A 22,792-nucleotide genomic window follows, 5' to 3' on the forward strand; every position below is an offset into this window, starting at 1 on the left:
AGATGGAATCCTGGCAGTACTTGAAATTTTAAAAATCAAAAATATCGTAAAAATTATAATGCTTAACAAATAGCATAAAAAAGTAAGACAAACATCCGTCTGCCTTACTTTAAACTAATATACTTTCACTATAAACTTGCGTCGTCCTAATTCTGAGACCTTGAGTTAAGACAAACGTAAATTACTACTTTTCAATTATTACCGTTTGACTTTCTGAATCCCAGTTGACTTTTGCATTTAAACTTTCTGCTACGGCTCTTACTGGAACTAAGGTTCTACCATTTAATATTTGAGGCTCTACATCTAACTCTATTTGTTTTTCTCCTGTTGTAATTATTTTGTTTCCTATTTGCATTACTATTGTTGTTTTATCTTTGGTTGCTGTAATCGTTTTGGTTGTATCTTCCCATTCTACTGTAGCTCCCATTGCTTCAAATATTGCTCTCATTGGCACAAGGGTTCTTCCGTTTTGTATGATAGGGGGTTGGTCTAGTTTTAGATCTGTTCCGTTGATTGTTATTTTTATTTTGTTTTCTGTCAGCTGTATTAGTCCTTTTTTTCCATCTTTAACGTATGCCAGAATGCCATTTTCCTGGGTAAACCAAGTATCATCTATGCTTTTGTCAAAGTCGGATATTTTGTTCCCTTTGTCATCAATAAAGTAGTATTGGTTTTCTTTTTTTACTAGAGCCCTATTGTTTATAAATTTACACGCATCATCAAATTGGGGTTTTATTATTTCTTGTCCTTTTATGTTTATGTATCCAATTTTTTTGTCTACCATGACCATTATTAATCCATCATACATTGATCCCGATATTCCGTCATATTTTGGAGTTACGATTACTTTTCCTTCCGCGTTATATATTCCGCATTTATCGCCTTTTTCATTCCAGTATGTTGCATATCCATCTTGGAAGTAGTTTACGCAGTAGTTTTCCGGTTTTATGACCCATTTTCCTGTCTTGTCGATTGCTCCCCATTTTCCGTTTTGCTCTACTATTGCAATTCCTTCGTCACTAAATATTTGGCAACTACTATTATCTTTTATTGCTATATCAGTGTAGAGTGGTTTTATTATCCATTTGCCTGTTTTGTCTACTATTCCCCATTTTTGTGTTGTTTTATCTTTTGCTAGTGCTATTCCTTTGTTGTATGAGAGTAATTCTTCTAGTTGATCACTTGTATATACGATTTTGCCTGTTTTATCAATATATCCTACGTTCAATCCAGTTTCTACTTTTATATTTACACAAGCTATTCCTTCTTTAAATTCAAATCCTGTTGTTATATAGCTTTGATCATTTTCTGAGGCATCTCTGCTTCCTGCAATATATTTTCCTGTCAAGTCATAGTAGTCTACGTAACATTGTGCATCTGTCTCAAGTCCAATGATTCCTTCACTACAGTCTGAAGCATTATAGTATCTGTCTTCAGCTAGTTTATCTCCGTCTAGTATTACTTCTCCTTTTTTGTTTATTACTTGTACATCTACTTCTCCTGAAAATCCTATCCCTGTTTCTATTATTGCCCATGCTACTCCTTCATGAAAGTCTCCTACTCTGCCATATTTAGGTTCTACTATTACATTTCCTTGTTCGTCTATGAAACCCCATGCTTCTCCTTCAGCATCATTTCCATATGCATCTTTTTTTATAACTTTTTGCATTACTGCTGACATTCCTTCAGAGTAGGGACGTATGTCATCCCATTTTGCTTCGGTTATGTCTGTATAGCTTACACTTTTTGCATATGCTGCTGTACTGCTTAAAAGTCCTATCACAATTGTTAAAAGTAAAAATATCCTCGATATTTTCATTGTTTCTCTTCCTTTCTTTTTTATGTTTATAGTTCTTTTCTTTTTTGTTTTGGCAAGTTTGCCCTCCTTTACTAGTATATTTTTGCCCTTACCTTATTAACGGCCATGTTTTTATTAAAGTATTCTGAATATGCAAAAAACAATTAGTTCATTCTTGAAATATTAATATACCAAGTAAGAACCAAGTTATTTTCCTTCTGTATAATATGTGATATAACACCAAATATTCTATTAAAATATAATTAATACGAGGTTTGGTAGGGGATAACCTAAAGAATACACTTGCTTTCGCTAAAATACTTTTATTGAGAATTTGCATAATATAATGCCATGCTGGAGTGTATTTGGTTAGTGTTATAAAAACTTTTTAATATAATTTTCATTTACAGATAAAACTAAGTTTGATAAAATTCTTACCATAAATTACATAAATAATGTGGTTTGCAAGGTTTGCAAATAATAATAATTTATTTCGGGGGGAGAAAACTAAATGTTTAAAAGCAAAAGAATGATTCCACTTGTCATTTCTGTGGTGTTTTTTGTCCAAATTCTAACTTCAGCTTTGTTTACTTCTTTTGGTATTGTAAAAGTTGATGCTGCAAATACTTTAGCGGAAGAAAATGTTGAATCCAAACTCAAGGGTGATGTAAATGGAGATGGAGAAAGAAACAGTATAGATTTTGCACGTATGAGAATGTTTTTATTAGGAATAATAACAAGTTTTCCAGTCAAAAATAGTGCCTGGGCTTCAGACGTTAGCTGCGATGGGGTATTTAACAGTATTGATTTTGCTTATATGAGACAATTCTTACTGGGAATAAGAAAACTGCCTGAGGAACCGTACATATCACCAACACCAAGCGTAATCCAATCACCATCACCAACACTAAGCGTAATTCAATCGCCATCACCAACACCAAGCATAATTCAATCGCCATTTCCAACCCAAAGTGACACTCAACAGCCATTGAAGCCGAATGGCCTAAACTGCTTGCTGGTAACAGATACTACGGTATCAATTTGTTGGGAACCGTCAACCGATATAGATATCCTTGATTACTTGGTTACCAAAAATGGAGAGTTTGAAACCATGTCACATGGGAAGACGGAATGTACAATTACTGGGTTGACTCCTAACGAAACATACGAATTTAAAGTAATCGCAATAGATACAGCAGAAAATATATCAGAGCCAAGTGATTCCTGTTTGGTAACAACAAAAGTAAGCAATATGGAACAGTTGAAAATGTCATTGATCCGTAATTTTGATGTAAAAGGAACAACTTATAGTCTAACTTATAATGGAGACGTTACAGATATTCAGAGTAAAATCAGCAAAGCACTTTCTGATGCAATTCTTGAAAGTAATAAGCCTTTTCTGATTAAAGATTATTCTATCGAAAATAGTGGTTATGCCGGGGATATGGAAATAACATTTATATTTTCGTATGATAATACATATCAACTCACCGACGTGGCTCGTTCAGCTGATGAATTGAAATCAAAAATATTAAATGGACTTAGTAATAGACTTCAAAATATTAATATACTTTATAAAGGTACAATTGATAATAACGATATAAATTCGACATTAAGTACCGTATTAAGTAATGATACATATTTATTGGAGAGTCTTAGAGAGTATAACTGTCAAATTGGATACTCAAACGGTTTTACAATAATAGAATTTAACATTGACTATAAAATTACTAAAGAGCAGGAAGATAATCTTGATCGTGCTGTTGAGTTTATTGTCTCAAAACTTACCGTCAGTGATATGAGTGATCATGAAAAAGAAAAACTGATACATGATTATATTTTGTCTAATATTGAATACACTGAAGACGAAATGTACAGTAATGCCTATAGTGCACTGGTCTTTGGAAAAACCAACTGTGAAGGCTATGCAATGTTAACATACAAAATGTTAGAAGCTGCAGGTATAGAAAATATCATCGTGACAAACGAAGATCATGCATGGAATGTTGTTAAAATAAATAGCAGATGGTATCATTTGGACACAACCTGGAATGATGGCAAAAAAAGAGATTCGGGTTTTTATAAATATTATAATTTGACGGATAACGAAATTTGTAAAAGTCGCAATTATGTTAATAAATATGGTATTTTATGTACAACGGATTACATTGAGGATTTAGGTGAAATCAATACTGCAACTAATGGAAAATACGCAGAAGTATTAAAAGATATAAAAGAGACACAGGATTATGTATTTGTAAGCAACTTCCAAAATGATGCGGCAATAAGTTTATTATATAGTAAAGCTCTAGTAAAAGAAGGGGAAAGTATAAATTTAGTAGATCCCAAAATTCTTAATGAATTGAATGCGAATTCATATCAATGGTCAACTAGCGATCCGAATATAGCAACTGTAACTAATGGAGTATTAACAGCAAAAAAGGAAGGAACAGTATTTATTTCAGCGAAGCTTATAGATGGCATGTTTAATACATCAAGCCTTCTTTGTAAAATTTGTGTAATTCCTGTTGAATCAGAAGGTGGAAAGAGTCCTCAAACCCTGGCTGAAGAAAACATAGTCGGGTTTACAGATTCAAGTATTCAGCCACAGATAACAATTAGCAGCAGGGGTGATATAAATGCTACGACAACTGTAACAAATGCTTCTGATATGTTAGATGGGAAAATAGAGTTTATAGGGCAACCGATAGAGATAAGTACTACATCTGAATTTAACTGGGCAGAAATAGGATTTAAGTTAAATAAAGAGCAGTTGGAGACCTTAGATATAAACAATTTGATGATCTATTGGTATGATGAGAAAAATAACGAAATTGTTCCACAGGCAACAAAAGTAGATGAAGAAAGTGGGGTTATTTCTACGACAGTAACTCACTTTAGTAAGTATTTTGTTAGTTATAGAATAAATATAAATAAAAGAATTGATATTGCATTTGTAATTGACAGTAAATATTCAGATCAGGCGAGTTTAAATACATTTAAGAAAAATATCACAAATACTATTCTCGAGTTATCCAAAAAATCAGATTTACGGATATCATTTATTGATGCTCAAACTCAAACTAAAGTTTATAGTTTTTGTATTCAAAAACCTAATAACATAATTGCTGATATGACTTCGAAAGCTAAAATTGATACTAGTGTTATAGCCGCATTCAGCAAAGTTTCACCAGGAGGAAAGACACCAAGTAATCAGGAAATTTTGGCTGTTATTAAAGATGGATTTACAGATGGAAATGAAGTGGTAAGCAATACTCCGTTTTGTGCCATCAATTATAAATATGTATTGATTTACACTCGTTGGGATGCTTATTTTACAGAGAACAATTCTATTATTGCAAAGATTGGAAACGTGACTGGACTGATAGTAGGAAAAACAGTAGCATATTACGTAGGTGGAGAAATAGCCTATGATCAAAGCGATGTAATTCCATTAACGGAATTTTTATATTCAGGGAATTACAATCTAGTAACTATTCCTTATACGGAAAATAATCTCTGGTCACTTAAGCAATATGGAGACAATAACAAAAATGACGTTATTGTTTTACAAAAGAAATTAGTAACTCATGGATACCTGAAGATGCCAATAGACCAATATACAAAAACACAAGTTCCTTTTGGAACTTTTGACGAGGTAACTAAAGAGGCTGTTGAACAATATCAGAGTGATAAAGGGTTGTATGTTGATGGTGTAGTGGATAAAGATACATGGATTGCACTGACTCTTCCATGGGATAATGAAAACGCGCAACCTGATAGAAGTAGCTGGACTTACGGGTATATTTTTGGGAATAATAGCTTCTATATGGTAAATCCGACGATTAAATTTACTTCGCCTGCTAGTGGAACCAAAGCAGAGGTGCGGGAAAAGATTAAAATAACTGTAAACGCTACCAATTGTCATCATATAGCTTTAGTTATTGATGGTGAGTGCATTGCAACTATATATGGCGAGTATAATGTAAATGTTATAAACTTCGAATATGACTATAGAATACCTTGTGTCGGAACACACTCAATAGAGATAAGAGGAAGGAATGTACCGGGCAGTAATGACGGAAATCTTGTGATATCAAATAGAACGGTTGAAGGGATATACCCTGAGCCTGAAGTAGATGGGAAAGTAATAGGTTCTCAAGATTATATTGATATGATAGATGAAATATATGATGAAACATGGAGTGAAACTTATTTAGAATATGTGATATTATTAGGAGCTATAATTGCGGATTATGAGGCGAAAATAGTTGCTTCAAGCAAGTGCATGGAAATAATTATGTCAGATGTTAAAAACAATAGCATTAAACTTAATTATATTTCAGACTATAATTTTTTAAGATTATGTGAAAAGGTGAATAGTTTGGTAAGAAAACAATCAGTTGTTAGTCAAGAGTTACATTACTTTAGGAATTACTTAAATAGAGTGCCTAAAACATTAAATGAATTGATAGATGAAAATTCAAAATTGTCCTCAGATGAGCAATGGCAGCTTATGAGCATAGACAGATCGTTATACCATATGCAGCAAGATGGAGGATTGAAAAATTTGAAGTTTGTTTCAGCTGATGGTCGATTTGAAGCTGTATATAATGAGTATGGACTGTTAGTGACAGATTCGATTAATATGGGTACATATAATTATGCACCATCTATAACTGAAGGACATGCATCGCATAAAAAGTATGATGTGAATCCCTACGAGGAGTGGGGAAACACTTCTGATTCACCTCAGAAAGGAAAGGCGAATATAGACGAAGCAGTTGAATTAGTGAAAGATCAGTTGAAGGGAGATGTAGAAGAAGATATTGAAGATTATAGACAAGAGTTAATTGATATGTATGGCTTTATAGAAATATAATAAATTTACAAAGATTATGGAGTGTTGGGCAGAATGGACCTTCTGCTATTCTTTTACAAAAAAGTATATGCCTGGTAGAAAAATCAATTACTGATTTTATGTATAGCTTATTTCGAATATGGGAGTTATTTTTGCTATTGTTTTTGAGTTATTACACATTATAATGGCTGCAAATATGAGCAGGGCTATGGAGAGGAGATATTAAGTGAAAAAGAATAAATTGGCAATTAATGTTTTAATAATTGTGTCATTGTTAATAATTAGTGGATGCAAAAAGTTTGAAAGTATTGATAATCCTAAAAACTTAACTACTTCACCGTCAATGACTTCTGCTATTACAGTAGCTCCAACGATTGCACCGACAATAGTGCCAACCGTTAAATCTATAATAAAGCCAACCCTCAATCCAGAGGAACGTTCCATGGAAGCCTACAAGAAATTTATGAAAAATGAAACGAAGGTATCTTTTGACCTTTTTATGCCAAAGGACGGTATGGACGAAGCTTTATACAAAAAGGGAAGTGAATATACATTTTCGGAAGTACTCGACATAGTTACAACGAATTATTATAATTATTCTTCAAATAAGAAAATTAAATACATAGATCATAGCTATATCGATTGCGGTAAGGATGGAGTAAACGAATTGGCTCTTCGTTTAAATGGTATGGATATTTATAGTGAGGATGATGATAGTACTCTTGTTTATATCATAAAATATATCAATGGGAAACTATCTGTTTGTTATTATTACGAGACTTGGGCCAGAAGCGAATCTACAATAAATGAATATGGATATTATCAGTCTTATGGTAGCGGTGGAGCAAGCAATCATGGTGCAGAATATGGTCTTATTGACAAAGATGGTAACTGGCAGCCAATTGTATATATTGAAAGTGAAACTGATATTAATCAGCTTGCTTTGTCAGACAAGCTAGGGCAGATTCCTAAAATGGCGGAGGCAAAGGGAATATCAGGCGGGATTGAGCTGGATACCATTCGTTTTGATAATAATAGTAATGCAGCTAATTCAGATGAGATTGGCAATAAAGAGTGCTTTTACACATTTTATATTTATGACGATAATTGGGAGCCAATCAAGGATCCGAACCTTTATACGAACAGCATATATAAAGAAATCTTCGATGAGGCATTGGTACCATTTATTACGCCAGATGAGCTTTCGGCTATTATTTCGGAAAAAGAGGAAAAGGTGGGAGCTACAGCTGAAATCAAAGAAGGGGCAGAAACTACATGGAAGACACTTAATGGGAACATGTTTTCAGAGTATGTAGGAAGATAGTCTATAGAATGAAAAAGAATATCGAAAAAATGAAAAGATATGAGGGCTGCTGTCTGTGGTAGCAGAACCGCAATGAGGGCAACAAAAAATATCATAACCAAAGTCGCCATAATAAAATTGGGAAGTTAAATAAATGTGATATGATGAAATGCAAGTTTTATTTAAGAGGAGCTCGTTCTGAGCTCCTCTGAGACACGGGGCAAAGTGGTACAGACTGTGAGGTGTCTCCAACTACAGGTGCAATTATGGGAAGATCATATTTTATATCCACTGAATTTATGGGTACTTGGTGCAGAAGGTAGGTGTGCAAATAATGCTTATTTGGAAAGGGAAGCCAGATCAGTTGAGATATGTTTTGAGTGCTTGGGCATCTTATGTAATAGGAACTTTTATGATGCTTTTCGTTGTTTTTTGGTTTTGTTTGGTTGTTAAATTATTGCATTTGAAATACTTTGTTCAACAGTACAACATATCAGCTTTTATTAAATACTTTGCCATTACTGCAATATTTGCAATTGTTTTCATTACTTTAGGACTGTCACTATCTCTAGGCGTCTATAAAAAGATAATAAAAAATAGCCCAACTACTGAATATGAATTAACTGAAGAAACAATTAAAGTAACGAGCATAGATAAAGTGAGTATACTTAAGCTTTCAGACATAAAGGAAGTTTATGTTGTGCGTACTTGGGCATATTTTAGTAAAGAATATGGTGATGTTTATTTTAAAACTTCTGAGAAGGAGATTCTTACATATGGTTTGAATGCAATAGTAACTAGACGAGAAATACCAAAAGCTTTAGGTGTGGTTGCCATTAAAAATCCTGAGGAATTAGCAGACAAAGCTATATTTATCATTAATAAAAATAGAGGAACAAACATGAAATATACAATAATTTGAAGTTACTCCTTGAAATTTTTCAAAATTAAGAGGTAATTACCAAACTGCGAAGTTTGAGTAATTACCTCTCATCGTTCCAATAGCAATTTCCTTGTTTTTTTAATTAAACAAACCACCAAACCAGTCTAGCAATGAGTTGTCCTTTGAGTTATCTTGTGAATTGCCTCCTGAATTAGCATTCGTATTATCTTGTGAATTTGGACCATGTAAATTACAGTACTCGCCTGCAGGAAGCTCGTATTTCCAGTCTGTTGGATATGGGTCTCCCGGGTTGAGCGGAGTATATGCTTTCTTACGTTGAATAAATATCTGCTCAATTACTGACCCGGCAGGGCAGTAATCACCTGCAAGCAGGTTCCTGCCAAAGATATCTTTACTGTCTTTGCAAACTTTTGCACGAACATGAACATCACAAGTATCTTCATCATCAGGCTCTGTTCCCTTAATGAAATATTCTTCTCTGACTGCATTGCCTCTTGGGTCATTTTGGCACAATTCGGTGGCAATTTTGCCGGAGTATTTGCATATTGTTTTCTTAACAATACCAGATGCTTTTTCAAAGTCAGTCGGTTTAAGGTTCTTATGAACCTTATCCATAACGTCATGCCATATTTGCTGTGCTCTGTTGCGTTCGTTTGTTGACAAGGATACCTGCCTGTCATAGCCATACCATGTTGCACCGACATAATAGTTAGTAAACCCTACAAACCATTTGTCGCGATTATTATTTGTTGTACCAGTCTTACCAGCAACTGGCATTTTACCATTCTGAAGTTTACAACGATTTGCTGTTCCATCAGGAGAATTGACAACATCTTTCATCATATTTGTCATTATATAGGCTGTAGACTCTTCATAAACAATATTATGTGAAGGCTTTTTTTCAAGAATAATATTGCCGTGCATGTCTTCAACTTTTGTATAGGTTGTAGGTTCATAATACATACCCTTGTTTACAAAAGGAACATAAGCTGCTGCCATCTGAAGAGGGCTGACTCCTTTGTCCATACCACCCATAGATAGCGCCAGATTGCGTTCATTTTCCCTGTTTATATTGACTCTGCTCAGGTATTTAAGGGATAAATCCGGGCCTAAATAATTTTTCCATACTGTTGCAGCAATTACGTTTACAGACTTTGTGATACCATCATGGATGGTTGTAAGACCGTCATAATCATTTTTACCGCCTGAATTTCTGGGATAAAGCCCATAACTCACTCCGTTCAAGTATACAGGAACATCATCAACTACTGTTGCAGCAGTAATTAAACCTTCATTAATTGCTGGACCGTAAACGGCGATAGGTTTGATAGTGGAACCCGGCTGTCTCTCTATTGAGGTTGCTCTGTTTAACGGAATACCAACTTTTTTACCTGCACCTCCATACATAGCCCTAACCTGCCCGGTTTTAGGATCGACTATTACCATGGCTGCCTGCGGTGATTGACTTGTCTTGTTATTTACCTTTGTGAAGTATTCATCGTTCAAAAAGACGTCGTCCATGGCTTTTTGTACAGTGGAATCCATGGTTGAGTATATTCTAAGTCCGTTGTTATATATAGTTTTGATAGCCATATCTTCTGAATATCCTATAGCCATAAGATCTTTTTTTACATCTAAAATAACCTGATCTACAAAATATGGCTGGCTGCTGGCAACTTGCTGTTTATGTTTATTAGATTCGGCAAAAGCAACTTCCTGTTTTAAGGCATTATCGTACTCTGGCTGCTCTATAAAACCAAGATCAAGCATTTCCTTTAAAATAATCTTCTGCCTTTTAAGGTTACTCTCTCTACCTTTTGTAGTAAATGGATCATACTTTCCAGGAAGGTTGGTTATTCCTGCAAGCGAAGCACATTCGGCCAGGGTAAGATCCTTTACGTCCTTTCCGAAATAGGTTTTGGAAGCGGATTGTACTCCATAGCAATTTTCACCCATATATATAAGGTTCATATAGATCTCAAGTATTTGATCTTTGGTTATATTGCGCTCAAGTTCCATTGCACGCCATGCTTCCTGGACCTTTCTTTTTATGGAACGTCTGTCTTCACCTGTGACGTTTTTTATAACCTGCTGGGTAATGGTACTTCCACCATGAGATTCACCCCCGGGAAGTATAAAATTGATAATAGCACTTCCAAATCTTTTAAAGTCAATACCGTGATGTTCATAATAACGCTTATCTTCTATTGCAACATAGGCATCTTTCAAATCCTGGGGAATGTCCTTTTCGTCAACCATCTCTCTGTTTTGTACCCCTTGAAGGGCAACAACTTCTTTGTTTTTCGAATCATAAACATGGGTAGTAAAACCTTTAAGCATAAGTTGGTCGGAAGTTATAGGTTCAGAAGTTTTGATATAAGCGAACGCTGCACCAGTGACTATACCTGCCAATATAACACATATAGTAAACCCAATAAGAAATAAAATTCTGAAACAATTGCGTATAATTCTCCCCGTTGATGATTGCTGTTTCTTTTTACTTGTTCTTTCTTTAGAAACAGCGGTTTTCTTAGAGTTCATAAAAGCTCCTCTCCTTTAATAAGCACATCAAAAGTTAGTCTTTCTATGAAAAACTTATTACATTATAACATATCGCATCTGTAGCTGCAATCGATAGGGAAAAGCCTTTGTGGCAAGCGCTATATGTAAATTATCTTTAACTGCTGGTTAAAATTGTTTATCATTTTCCTATTGTAAAATTCAAATTGATTTTATAGAATAGAATAAAAAGAATAAGGGGGTATGTGCGTGGAAATTAAATTCGGGGAAATAATCAAGGCAAAACGCGAAGAGAAGAATTATTCCCTCATAGATTTCGCAAAGGTTGTTGGAATATCTGCAGGATACCTTTCACAATTGGAGAACGGACGCAAAGCAAACCCTAAACTTGAAATTGTACTTAAGATAATAAAAGAGCTTGAAGTTGACATTGACATGCTTCTAGGACTTGATAATTCAAATGAGAATTTGAGTATCAAGATGCCGTCGCTGCTTAAGTTGATTGTTGCCAAGGATAGAAATTACAAGGTTTTAGAGGATAAGGAAGTACTGAAGAAGGTATGTAATATTATTGACAAATCATTAGACTGTAAATATCTCATTGAGAACAAATCCCTGTATGAAATGTTTTTAGAGGATATATATGTGCAGATAGAGACAACATTAAAGAGATATTTGGCTTTCCAGATAATAAAAGATGCTATTTAGGGATGAACTGTTAAGATTTAGGTAATTCACAAAAAAACTTCTTTAATCATACTATAATGATAAGGAGGTTTTTTTATGCGTAGAAAGACCAATTTGTATCAACGTCTGTGGTATGTGAGGCGTAACAGAAAAAGAGTTAAAGCTTATGTTGCTATTGTTTTTATAGTGATTACTTTAATATTGTTTCTTTCTTTTATTGAAAACCGATTGAGGGCTAGTATGGCTCAAATATCTGAATACAAGGTGAAATCCATAATAACGAGAGTAGTTGGTAATGCAGTTAGTGAGAACTTTCCGGATAACATAGAATATAATGATATAGCAACAATTAGCAAGGATGAAAGTGGTAATATTACATCTGTACAAACTGATATAGCCAAGCTGAATAGAATATTTGCAAATGTCTCGCTAAGTGTTCAGGATCAATTATCAGGATTAGATGGAGAAAAGATTTCAATACCATTAGGAACAATTTTGGGAGAACCAATATTTGCGGCATGGGGACCAGATATAAATTTCAAGGTAATTCCCACAGGAAGTGTTGAGACGGATTTTAAATCAGAATTTACCAGTGCAGGAATAAACCAGACCAAACATAGGATATATCTTTTAGTTAAGACTGAAATAGGAGTGGGCATACCTTTTATGGAAAAAAAAACTGTTGTTACTACTAGTTTACCTGTGACAGAAACAGTAATAGTAGGAAGGGTCCCGGATTATTACATAGATTTAGGCAGTAGTGATTGAGACATATTTAGACTTTAGTGTACGTTATCTATAATAATTAATTGCTTACAGGTGCTTCGGAGTTTTGGAATACAGGTAACAGAAAAATGGAGTATATTTCTCTTATACTCCATTTTGGCGTCACTGTATTAATAATAAACTTTAGTAATATATTCGTACTTTCAGGCCTTAATAGTCACGAATAGGCAGCTATCCCTAAACACATGACTATTCTGCAGCCGAAGTTTTGTTGTTATTCTTGGATTTTTTTGTATTACTCACAGAAGGGACATCTTCTGGTTGATTAACTGCCATCATTTTGCACTTGCCTTCGAACAAACTGCCTTCTTCAGTGACGAGGCTATAGACCGCAATATCTCCATACAGTTTACCGGAAGAATGTACTTTCAGAATTCCTTTGGATTCAATGTTTCCTTCTACTTTACCGGAAATAAATACATTATTTGCATAAATGTTTCCTAAGATTGCTGCATCTTTGCCCACATAAACATCTCCGTTAATCTTAAGATCTCCAAACACTTTGCCATCAACTCTTATCGTTCCTTCTGTTTCAATATTACCTTCAATCTTGGAATTGATACCTATAATTGTATCAAAAGAGTCAGAATTGCTGGAATTGCCTTTGCTGAACATACTTATCCTCCTTGTTACTATTAGAAAAATTTTGGATACTATTTCTTATCAAGGTAATCTATAGGATTTACCTGATTACCATTAACCCGGACTTCAAAATGAAGATGCGGACCTGTACTTCTGCCGGTGCTGCCAACTTTTGCAATTACATCACCCTTTTTTACATTCTGTCCTTCTTTGACAAGAAGTTTGGAAGCATGCCCATACAAGGTAGTAATACCATTGCTGTGGTTTATTATTACACATTTTCCGTAATTGCCGTTTACATCGGCAAATGTCACTTTTCCCTTTGCAGCAGCTTTTATACTATCACCATATGAGGCAGCTATGTCTATTCCTTCATGGTTTTTTTCGGAGAAATTAAATGGGTCTGATCTAGTTCCAAAGTAAGAACTAATCCTTCCACTTGCCGGCCAAAGAGTTGGGATAGAGTCTATGTAGGTTTGCAGCTTTGCTTCAGTATCGGATAATTCATTGACAATGCTGTTATCTGAGTTGTTGATTTCTTGAAGGTTTTCCAAAATGCTTTTTAGCTGGGTAGCATCTGTTATAAAAGAACGGCTGTCAGAGCCTCTGCTTGCTGTGATACTATCCATATTCCCATCAACATAACTTTCGGTCATCTGCTTATACTTATTACTGAATTCCGATATGTTTTTTGTGTACTGATCCTGTTTTTCAAGCATGGCCGAAATCTGTTCTGCTTTTTCAGAAAGCAGTTTGGCTTGCTGTTGGTTAGTATTATATGCTTGTGTAAGTTCAGTTTTTAATCTGTTATTACTGTTTACTAAAAAGCCAAAATATAATCCGAAGCAAATTACAGTAGTAAGTGTTAGCGTAGATAAAATATAGAACTTATAGCGTATTGAAGAAACTTTAATAGTTTTTACTTCATTTGTTGAATGAGGGACCAGTATAATTGATAAATACTTACTATGTTTTGTTTTTCTTGACATTCTCATATTTACCGCCTTTTCCATTTTTAACATTCGAAATAATTATATCATTGACTCAAAAAAAATGAAAGTGTACTTAAAATCTAGTTAAATTTTTGTTAATCTTAGCCGATTATTAATACGACTTATTATATATTATTGACAAATTTTGTACTCAAATATCCTTAGCATATTTGCATATATTAACATGTAAATTATTTTCTGAACCGTTATAAGAAGGATTTTACTGTGATTGAGAGAATATATTCATAGGCTGAATACTAATGTTAAGTGAGGATGAAACCAATGAAAAACTTAGGGAATAAGTTGTTGTTGGCACTTGGCAGTATAATTGTAGTTTCGGTTATTTCGTTCGGAATATCTTTCTGGGGCTATAACTTTGTTATTTCAAAAGTTAATAGTATAAATAACCACAATGATCTTGGTAATAACCTTAGTAAGATCAGAAATCTTCTTGTGGAAGAACAGCAGCTCATTTCAGACAGCATTATGAATCAGGATGCTTCTCAAAAGGATAAATTCACTAAAATTAATAGCGAAATAGATAAGAATATAGAGGGTTTGAAGGCGTTGAATTCTGATGGTAAAAGCAGATTAGGTGAAAAGGATTCAAAACAGCTCGGTGTTTTGCTCGGTGTAAATGAAGCATATAGAAAGCTCTATAATGATACTATTTTACCGCACATCGAAAAAGATAACAAAGGAGAGCTCAAAAGTCTTCTAAGCGGTGCGTCTCAGAAATTCAATGAAATTATTAATAATGAAACTACACTAAGAAATAATCTTATTAATGGTTTGGAGTCAGAGATAAGTATAATGAACGCTAACATTGATGAGGCTGCAAATTTATCTGATAGTGGGAAATTACAGGCAAATGAATTGATGAAGAAGATTGCTGATTATGAATCGAGTGTAAAGAATTTACAAAGGATAGATCTGGGGATAGTTAATCAGGAAAGTGTTGATTTGCTTAATAGAAGGATTGAGAGTTTGAAAGCTGACATTGGCAGTATAAGAAATAAATCTGCTTTAATGGGAAAGAGTTCACAGCAGATGATTAAGGAAATAGATGATCTTAAAACAGTTAAATTGCAATCTGACATTGAGTCGTTAACAGTTATTAATCGCCTCATTTCATACACTTTACAGAAACGTAGCATTTATAACGAATCAGCTGCTCTTTTACAAGAGGATGTAAGCCAATACGAAAGTTATTCAACAGAAGTTAATTCTATTATAAGTACAGTATCTGCCAAAGTAAATGGAGAAGATAAGAAGCTGGCCAGCAATATTAAAACTCTAAATCAGGAAGTAGATAGCAGTCTGGGAGCGCTTACAGCAGAAATTAAAAGGATAAACGGAAATGAACTTAAAACGGATTATAAAAAATCGCTGGAGCTAAAGGAAAGTTATAACAGTGTGATACAGGGATTGGAGGAGTCCTTTAAGAACTATCTTCAAGGAGATGTAAATGCTTCAAATAAAATAAAGAATTGGATTATAGTTGTTTTGTTTGCAATAACGTTAATATCTGTGGGGCTTGGAATGCTGTTTGTTTTCCTGTTTTCCAACAATGTTCTCAATCCTATTAGGAACATGATAAATTTGCTTGGAAAAGCTGAGAACGGTGAATTGTCAGTAAGAGCAGATGTAGGAAGAAGAGATGAAATAGGACAGCTTGGAGAAAAAATGAACAAGTTTTTGGACAGCCGTCAAAGGCTCTATAATGAGATGTCCAGTACCACAGAAGATTTAAACTCACTTAACTCTGTTTTTTCGGATGTATTTAATAAGAGCAAAGATAACGCAGGTAAGCTTTCTTCGGGATTTAAGAGTGTATTTGAACATATGAAGAATGGAATGTCCGGTACAAATGCAAAGTTACCTGAGATGAGTGGTATAGCTCAAGGGGCAATGGATATGTCGGAGGCTACTTCAAAAGTGGTTGATGAAGGTATAAAAGTGATAGAAGTTGCTTCCTCAAGTGAAAAGGCAGTTGAAGAGGCAGAAGCAGTTATTAAAAAGGTAACTGACACTGTTCAGAATATTGCAGGTTCCATTTCACTGCTTGAAGAGTCTTCGGGAAAGATTGGCGAAGTTACCAACACCATAACTGAGATAGCGTCAAGGACAAATCTACTTGCACTCAACGCTGCTATTGAGGCCGCAAGGTCGGGGCAGCAGGGAAAAGGGTTTGCAGTTTTGGCAGAAGAAATCAGGAAGCTGGCAGAACGAAGCAACAATGCTGCTGGAGAAATCAAGAAGCTTATTAAGGAAATACAAGGCAGAATTCAGGTATCTGTGGATTTTATGGGTAACGGCCTTCTGGGTGTTGAAGAAGGGGTAGAAAAAATCAACAACGTAAAAACAAATATTTCAGAAGTTATAGATTCTATAAGATATGTGGTAGATTCAATCAAAACAACGGCGGAAGATGCATGCAGGCAGAGCAATACAACTAATCAACTTGTAAAAGTTGTCGACGATATCACTAAATCTGCAAGTTACGCCTGTGCAACAGGAGGAAATCTTGATAAAAGCCTTGAAGATCAGCTAAAAGTTATTGCTGAGATGGAAGCTTTGTCTAAAAAGCTGGATACAGCATCATCCGGAATTAAAAATGTAATGAATCAATTTAAGGTTTAAATGCTTGTCACATAAAAGTTGTATACCGATAAAGGATCGAATTATTCCAGATTTGGAATTAAAGAGGTCCTTTGTGTTTGTTTACATTGAAATAATATTTAGTTATAGGTATAATAAAATATATTAATCTATAAATTACAGTTCGTTTTACCGAAACGATAATATGCATATATTGGAGTTTGGAAATAGTAATCGTTCATAATATTAAAAAAAGGAGTGTTGTTATATGGGAATAATGGATTTTATTAAGGGACAATTAATAGAGGTTATAGAATGGACTGATTCAAGCTCTGACACAATAGTATACAGGTTTCCTGTAGCTAATAAGGAAATAAAAATGGGAGCTATGTTGACAGTAAGGGAGTCGCAGGCTGCTTTGTTTGTAAACGAAGGAATTCTGGCAGATGTTTTTTATCCCGGTCTTTATGAGCTGGCTACTGAGAACTTGCCTGTTCTCACAAAATTGAAGTCATGGAAATATGGCTTTAATTCTCCTTTCAAAGCAGAGGTGTATTTTGTAAATACCAAGCAGTTTATAGATCAAAAATGGGGAACACAGAACCCGGTTCCAATTCCAGATCCTAAATTCGGACAGGTGGAAATCAGAGCAAGAGGTTTGTACTCATTTAGGGTAGCTGACCCTACTAAGTTTATGCGTGAATTATTTGGTACACGCGCAAGCTATAAAACAGAGGACATTACAAATACATTCAGAACATACCTTGTCCAGTATTTGAAGGACACAATAGCGGAAGCCAAGCTTTCGTTCTTTGATCTTCAAGCTCAGCTTGTTGAGTTCAGCAACAAGGTTAAGGAAAATGTGAAGGAGAAGTTTGAACAATTCGGACTAGAAATTGTGGACCTCACCATTGAAGACCTTTCATTGCCGGAAGAACTTAGAGAAGCATACATGCAGGGGTCGAAGATTGGTCTTATGGGCGGCATGGATACTTATACAAAAATACGTACACTTGATGCGATAAATTCAGCAGCTGAAAACCAGGGAAATGGTTCTTTTGCTGGAATGGGAGCAGGAATGGGGGCTGGTGCTGCAATTGGAAACATGATGGGCCAAATGTTCAACAGCAATCAGCAAAGCCAACAACCTGTTCAGAATCAGCAGACTTTTCCATGTCCAAAATGCAACTCTCCAGTTCAGCAAGGAGTTAAATTTTGCCCTAATTGCGGTCAGAATACAGCGCCTCAAAAAGCAGCTTGTGTAAAGTGCAATGCTGAAATTACTCCGGGTGCAAAGTTCTGCCCTGAATGCGGTGCATCACAGGATCTCTCGTGCAGCAAGTGTGGAACCAAGTTGTCATCAGGCAGCAAGTTCTGTCCTGATTGCGGTAACAAGGTTTAGATTGCGGGTAATTATTACTAGAGACAGTAGTTAAAAGCTATTGTCTCTTTTTGTGTAAAGATGTTGAAAAGTAAAAATGTTGGTAAAATAGAATGAAACTTTTCACGTTGTTTATAGATGGCATTTTTGAGGTATAATATAGAAGAAACTCATTATGTTTAATGGAGCGATATTATGAATTGTAAATGTGTTCCGGAAACAAGACAGAATAGGAAAAAATATATAGAAGCTTATTATAAGCCAAACATGGGAAAAGGGTTGCCTGATTTTAAAGTTCTTGGATGGGAAAGTAAGGAAGCTCAGGACATGAGGTTTGAGACCTTGAGGGCTAATGTTGACTTGAAAAACAAGAAGGTATTGGATGTCGGATGTGGATTGGGTAATCTGCTTGAATATTTAAATAGTAATGGAATTAACGTAGAATATACTGGTGTTGATATAATTGAAGATATGATTGAAAGTGTAAAGCAGAAGAACCTTATTGGTGAGTTTTATTGTATGGATATCTTTAAACAGCACCATTTTGAATCAAGGAGCTTTGATGTTATATATACTTCAGGGATATTTAATTTAAATATGGGCAACAATATGGAGTTCCTGATGAGGGCTTTAGGCTGTTTTATTAATCTGTCAAAAAGCATTATAGCTTTCAATCTGCTTGATAAGAACTCTCCGGGTAAAGAAGATATATATTATTATTATGATCCTGAAGAAGTTGCAGCGATGATGGAAAGACAATATCCTCAAATAAAGAACATTAAAATTGTCAGGGGATACCTTAATAATGATTTTACGATTATTTCCCGAAAGGTTGATTTTGCATAATAATGTAAATATAATTTAAAGACTGGAATTAATCAGAAGAAAAAATAATAAATTTTTGCCAAGCCTATTTAAAATATGTAAATGAATTAGTATAATAATAGTAACGATACAATTAGGTTTTTTGTAATATTATAAGAAAAAATAGAAAACAATACAAAATATAGAAAGATAACTGATTTTGATTCGTATTATATTAATTGAGGAATAGATACGGTAACAGTAAGCGTTTTATAAGGGGAAAAATGTATTGAAGTTAAGAGGAAAAGCTTATGAGTATTAGAAAGGTTACAATTGCAGGTACCAACAGCGGCTGTGGAAAAACCACTGTTACAATGGGTATTCTGGCCACTCTTTACGTAATGGGGCTTGACGTACAGCCTTTTAAAGTCGGTCCTGATTATGTTGATCCAATGATTCATACCTTTATTACAGGTAATGACTCAAGAAATCTTGACAGTTGGATGCTGGATATAGACACTGTAGTTCATCTTTTTGAAAAGAACGCCATAAATGCAGATATATCAATAGTTGAGGGTACAAATGGGCTTTATGACGGCTATGATGGAAATACAATCGTTGGAAGTACCGCTCACGTGGCTAAAATAATAAAGTCTCCGGTTATTCTTGTTGTAAATGCAGAAGGTGTATCTTTAAGTATTGTTCCTATGGTAAGAGGTTTTATTGATTATGACAGGAATCTTGAAATAATTGGCGTTATACTAAACAAAGTAAGTAGTGAAGAGCACTATGAAGCATTAAAAACTGCTATTGAAACAGGAACAGGTGTAAAGGTTTTTGGTTATCTGCCTAAAATGGATGAGGATGAATTGCCGTGCAAGCACGTTGGGCTTGTTCCAGAAGAAGATATGAATGATTTGAAAAAGAAAATCCGTGTGCTGGTAGAGCAGGTAATAAAGACTATAGATGTAGATCTGATTATAAAGATGTCAAACAGACCGAGAGTTTCTTATTTGAATGCTACAAAATTCTCGTTTGAACAGATAAAACCTCCACAGAAAATAAAAATTGCGGTGGCAAAGGATAAGGCTTTTAGCTTTTATTATAAAGACAATCTTGAGCTTTTAAAGATGATGGGAGCGGAGATACAATATTTCAGCCCATTAAAGGATATAACACTTCCTGAAGATATTGACGGTATATATTTGGGTGGAGGTTATCCTGATTTCTATGCAAAAGAGCTTCAAGGGAATAAATCGTTCATACAAAGTATCAAAAAGGGCATAATGGCAGGCATCCCAACATATGCTGAATTTGGAGGCCTTATGTATCTTTCGCAATACGTAGAGAAGCAAAATAATGAAAAGGCTAATATGGCAGGTATACTTCCTGGATACTGTCGGACAACACAAGAGCTTAGCAAATCCGGCTATGTTGATATAGAAGTTACAAAAAACAATGTGTTATCCAAAAAAGGTTATAGGATAAGGGGATATGAGTTTTGCCACTCTGAAATAAATATGTTATCGGATGATGTATCAAGATGTTTCAATGTTGTCAAGAGAAGGCCTGATATGGAGCCAATAATTTGGAAATGTGGATATAGTATTTATAATCTGATAGCTGTTTATCCGCATTTGCACCTATGGGGTAACACGGATTTTGCTAAAAAGTTTATTGAGAGTTGTAATAAATATAGAATGGCGAACTCCCTTGCAATTTGAAATTTTAAAAAGTATTTTGAGAAATAAATAAAATATGTTTAAATATTAGAAATTAATGTAATAATTAACAATAAGGCAAACTGATTCTTTTTCTTTGTCCCTAAGGGGACTATTTTTTTTGCTGAAATATGGTTTTTTCTTTGCCAGACTTATATAATATAAACAAAATAAGAGTTTCACATGAGAGGCGGTAATGTATTGGTACCGGTTAAGAAAAATGAAATACATAAAATAGAGATTGGCGGAATGACCCATGAAGGGCAAGGCGTAGGTAGAATCAGCAATTTTACAGTATTTGTTGATGGACCTATCAAGGGTGAAGAAGTTGAGATAAAGATTATAAAGGTAAATAAGAACTATGCTGTTGGCAAGCTATTAAAAGTTATTAAAGCTTCACCAGACAGAGTTGAGCCGGCATGTGAAGTGTATAACAGGTGCGGAGGGTGCAGTCTTCAACATATGAGTACACAAGCAGCTTTAAGGTTTAAAACTGAGTTGGTGACTGAGAACATAAGACGGATTGGGAAACTGCAGGATGTAATAGTTCATGATACCATAGGCATGCAGAAGCCTCTAAATTATAGGAATAAGGCGCAGTATCCTGTCGGAAAGCTAAATGACGAGCTTAAAGTGGGATTCTATGCAAAAAAGTCCCATGATATTATTGATTCTCCTATATGCATGATTCAACACAGTGTAAGTGATAGAGCGAAGCTTATAGTGAAGGAGTTTTTGAAAGAAAACAACATCAGTGTATATGATGAAACTACTGGAAAAGGACTTGTGAGGCATGTCATGACCAGGACTGGTTTTAATACCGGGGAGATAATGATAGTTCTTGTGCTAAATGGCAAAAGTTTGCCGGAACAGGACAAGCTGGTTAAGCTGCTTACGGGCGAATTACCTGAAATCAAAAGTATTATACTGAATATAAACACGATGAATACCAATATAATTCTAGGAACCAGGAATATAGTTATATTTGGGGAAGAGACAATCACCGACTATATAGGCAAGTTTAAGTTCAAAATATCTCCGTTATCTTTCTTCCAGGTGAATCCCGTGCAAACAGAGGTTCTCTACAACAAAGCCTTGGAGTATGCAGGCCTTACAGGTCAGGAAACTGTGTTTGATTTGTACTGCGGCATAGGAACTATATCTTTGTTTTTGTCTGAGAAGACCAAGAAGGTTTATGGCGTGGAAGTTGTGGAAGAGGCTGTAAGGGATGCAAAGGTAAATGCTGGAGTTAATGGTGTAGAGAATGTCGAGTTTTTTGTTGGTGAGGCCGAGAGGGTTATTCCCGAGATGTATAGTAAGGGGATAAAAGCTGATGTAGTGGTTGTTGATCCTCCACGTAAGGGTTGCGACCAGGTGCTGCTTGAGACTCTTGTCAGTATGGAGCCAAGGAGGATTGTGTATGTGTCATGTAATCCTGCTACTCTTGCACGGGATTTAGGTTTTTTGACGGAAAGAGGCTTTAAGGTGCTGGAGGTTCAGCCGGTTGATATGTTTCCATGGACGGCGCATGTGGAGACGGTGGTTCTTTTGTCCCAACAAAAACCGAGTGATAAGATAGCGGTTAATTTGGACTTGGATGCGTTGGATGTAACATCAACAGAAAGCAAAGCTACTTATGCTGAGATTAAGGATTATGTGCTGAAAGAGCATGGATTGAAAGTTTCAAATCTTTATATTTCACAGGTAAAAAGGAAATGTGGAATTGAGGTTGGGGAGAATTATAATCTGGCGAAGTCGGAAGATGCGAAGCAACCGAATTGTCCGGAAGAAAAGGAAAAGGCGATTGTGAAAGCGTTGAAGCATTTTGGGATGGTTGGATAATACAGAAAGT

General features: G+C 35.0%; 13 protein-coding genes and 1 pseudogene. 10 read left to right on the top strand and 4 right to left on the bottom strand.

The features are described from left to right. Positions 1–184 precede the first annotated feature (184 nt). Positions 185–1,819: a WG repeat-containing protein gene (locus tag ACECE_RS0220340; protein WP_010250598.1), complete on the bottom strand. Its 1,635-nt coding sequence runs from the start codon at positions 1,817–1,819 to the stop codon at positions 185–187. A 490-nt stretch (positions 1,820–2,309) separates the two neighbouring features. Here ACECE_RS0220340 and ACECE_RS28395 point away from each other — a divergent pair, with 490 nt between their 5' ends. The 3 genes from ACECE_RS28395 (at position 2,310) to ACECE_RS0220355 (ending at position 8,884) form a co-directional block, all read left to right on the top strand. Beyond that, positions 2,310–6,680: a peptidoglycan-binding protein gene (locus ACECE_RS28395; RefSeq protein ID WP_010250600.1), complete on the top strand. Its 4,371-nt coding sequence runs from the start codon at positions 2,310–2,312 to the stop codon at positions 6,678–6,680. Between the two features lie 205 nt (positions 6,681–6,885). Continuing rightward, the gene (locus tag ACECE_RS0220350; protein WP_010250602.1) at positions 6,886–7,983 is read left to right on the top strand and encodes a hypothetical protein; all 1,098 of its coding nucleotides are present in this window, start codon (positions 6,886–6,888) and stop codon (positions 7,981–7,983) included. Between the two features lie 304 nt (positions 7,984–8,287). Next, positions 8,288–8,884 (top strand): hypothetical protein, encoded by a 597-nt coding sequence (locus ACECE_RS0220355; protein ID WP_162862602.1) that lies wholly within the window; start codon positions 8,288–8,290, stop codon positions 8,882–8,884. Between the two features lie 99 nt (positions 8,885–8,983). Here the strand turns inward: ACECE_RS0220355 and ACECE_RS0220360 are convergent, their stop codons facing one another. Then, on the bottom strand, positions 8,984–11,407 hold the full coding sequence (locus tag ACECE_RS0220360; protein WP_010250606.1) for a transglycosylase domain-containing protein: 2,424 nt from the start codon (positions 11,405–11,407) through the stop codon (positions 8,984–8,986). Positions 11,408–11,629: 222 nt separating this feature from the next. Here ACECE_RS0220360 and ACECE_RS0220365 point away from each other — a divergent pair, with 222 nt between their 5' ends. Together ACECE_RS0220365 and yunB are read left to right on the top strand one after the other, a co-directional pair. Further along, complete coding sequence (locus ACECE_RS0220365; RefSeq protein WP_407636676.1) at positions 11,630–12,094, top strand: helix-turn-helix domain-containing protein; 465 nt, start codon at positions 11,630–11,632, stop codon at positions 12,092–12,094. A 75-nt stretch (positions 12,095–12,169) separates the two neighbouring features. After that, positions 12,170–12,841, top strand: coding sequence for a sporulation protein YunB (gene yunB, locus ACECE_RS0220370; protein ID WP_010250610.1), 672 nt, complete (start codon positions 12,170–12,172; stop codon positions 12,839–12,841). Between the two features lie 207 nt (positions 12,842–13,048). Here the strand turns inward: yunB and ACECE_RS0220375 are convergent, their stop codons facing one another. Next, positions 13,049–13,474 (bottom strand): bactofilin family protein, encoded by a 426-nt coding sequence (locus ACECE_RS0220375; RefSeq protein ID WP_010250612.1) that lies wholly within the window; start codon positions 13,472–13,474, stop codon positions 13,049–13,051. Between the two features lie 38 nt (positions 13,475–13,512). After that, positions 13,513–14,430: a M23 family metallopeptidase gene (locus ACECE_RS0220380; protein WP_235715988.1), complete on the bottom strand. Its 918-nt coding sequence runs from the start codon at positions 14,428–14,430 to the stop codon at positions 13,513–13,515. 285 nt (positions 14,431–14,715) lie between these two features. Between ACECE_RS0220380 and ACECE_RS0220385 the strand changes: the two genes are divergently transcribed. The 5 genes and pseudogenes from ACECE_RS0220385 to rlmD form a co-directional block, all read left to right on the top strand. Further along, complete coding sequence (locus ACECE_RS0220385) at positions 14,716–17,076, top strand: methyl-accepting chemotaxis protein (RefSeq protein WP_010250616.1); 2,361 nt, start codon at positions 14,716–14,718, stop codon at positions 17,074–17,076. A 226-nt stretch (positions 17,077–17,302) separates the two neighbouring features. Then, positions 17,303–18,436 (top strand): SPFH domain-containing protein, encoded by a 1,134-nt coding sequence (locus ACECE_RS0220390; protein ID WP_010250618.1) that lies wholly within the window; start codon positions 17,303–17,305, stop codon positions 18,434–18,436. Positions 18,437–18,610: 174 nt separating this feature from the next. Continuing rightward, positions 18,611–19,261 (top strand): class I SAM-dependent methyltransferase, encoded by a 651-nt coding sequence (locus ACECE_RS0220395; protein WP_010250620.1) that lies wholly within the window; start codon positions 18,611–18,613, stop codon positions 19,259–19,261. Between the two features lie 269 nt (positions 19,262–19,530). Next, complete coding sequence (locus ACECE_RS0220400; protein ID WP_010250622.1) at positions 19,531–20,943, top strand: cobyrinate a,c-diamide synthase; 1,413 nt, start codon at positions 19,531–19,533, stop codon at positions 20,941–20,943. A gap of 180 nt (positions 20,944–21,123) precedes the next feature. Continuing rightward, a pseudogene (rlmD, locus tag ACECE_RS0220405) lies at positions 21,124–22,497 on the top strand (23S rRNA (uracil(1939)-C(5))-methyltransferase RlmD); the annotation flags it as partial. Positions 22,498–22,792: the final 295 nt, after the last annotated feature.

It is taken from the genome of Acetivibrio cellulolyticus CD2 (assembly GCF_000179595.2).
Taxonomy (GTDB): Bacteria; Bacillota; Clostridia; order Acetivibrionales; family Acetivibrionaceae; genus Acetivibrio; species Acetivibrio cellulolyticus.

What these genes read in the sequence shown, in the direction of transcription:
- ACECE_RS0220340 (WP_010250598.1), bottom strand. Translation starts at nt 1,819, where the DNA reads ATGAAAATATCGAGGATATTTTTACTTTTAACAATTGTGATAGGACTT.
- yunB (WP_010250610.1), top strand. Translation starts at nt 12,170, where the DNA reads ATGCGTAGAAAGACCAATTTGTATCAACGTCTGTGGTATGTGAGGCGT.
- ACECE_RS0220385 (WP_010250616.1), top strand. Translation starts at nt 14,716, where the DNA reads ATGAAAAACTTAGGGAATAAGTTGTTGTTGGCACTTGGCAGTATAATT.
- ACECE_RS0220400 (WP_010250622.1), top strand. Translation starts at nt 19,531, where the DNA reads ATGAGTATTAGAAAGGTTACAATTGCAGGTACCAACAGCGGCTGTGGA.
- ACECE_RS28395 (WP_010250600.1), top strand. Translation starts at nt 2,310, where the DNA reads ATGTTTAAAAGCAAAAGAATGATTCCACTTGTCATTTCTGTGGTGTTT.
- ACECE_RS0220390 (WP_010250618.1), top strand. Translation starts at nt 17,303, where the DNA reads ATGGGAATAATGGATTTTATTAAGGGACAATTAATAGAGGTTATAGAA.
- ACECE_RS0220375 (WP_010250612.1), bottom strand. Translation starts at nt 13,474, where the DNA reads ATGTTCAGCAAAGGCAATTCCAGCAATTCTGACTCTTTTGATACAATT.
- ACECE_RS0220380 (WP_235715988.1), bottom strand. Translation starts at nt 14,430, where the DNA reads ATGTCAAGAAAAACAAAACATAGTAAGTATTTATCAATTATACTGGTC.
- ACECE_RS0220395 (WP_010250620.1), top strand. Translation starts at nt 18,611, where the DNA reads ATGAATTGTAAATGTGTTCCGGAAACAAGACAGAATAGGAAAAAATAT.
- ACECE_RS0220360 (WP_010250606.1), bottom strand. Translation starts at nt 11,407, where the DNA reads ATGAACTCTAAGAAAACCGCTGTTTCTAAAGAAAGAACAAGTAAAAAG.
- ACECE_RS0220365 (WP_407636676.1), top strand. Translation starts at nt 11,630, where the DNA reads ATGTGCGTGGAAATTAAATTCGGGGAAATAATCAAGGCAAAACGCGAA.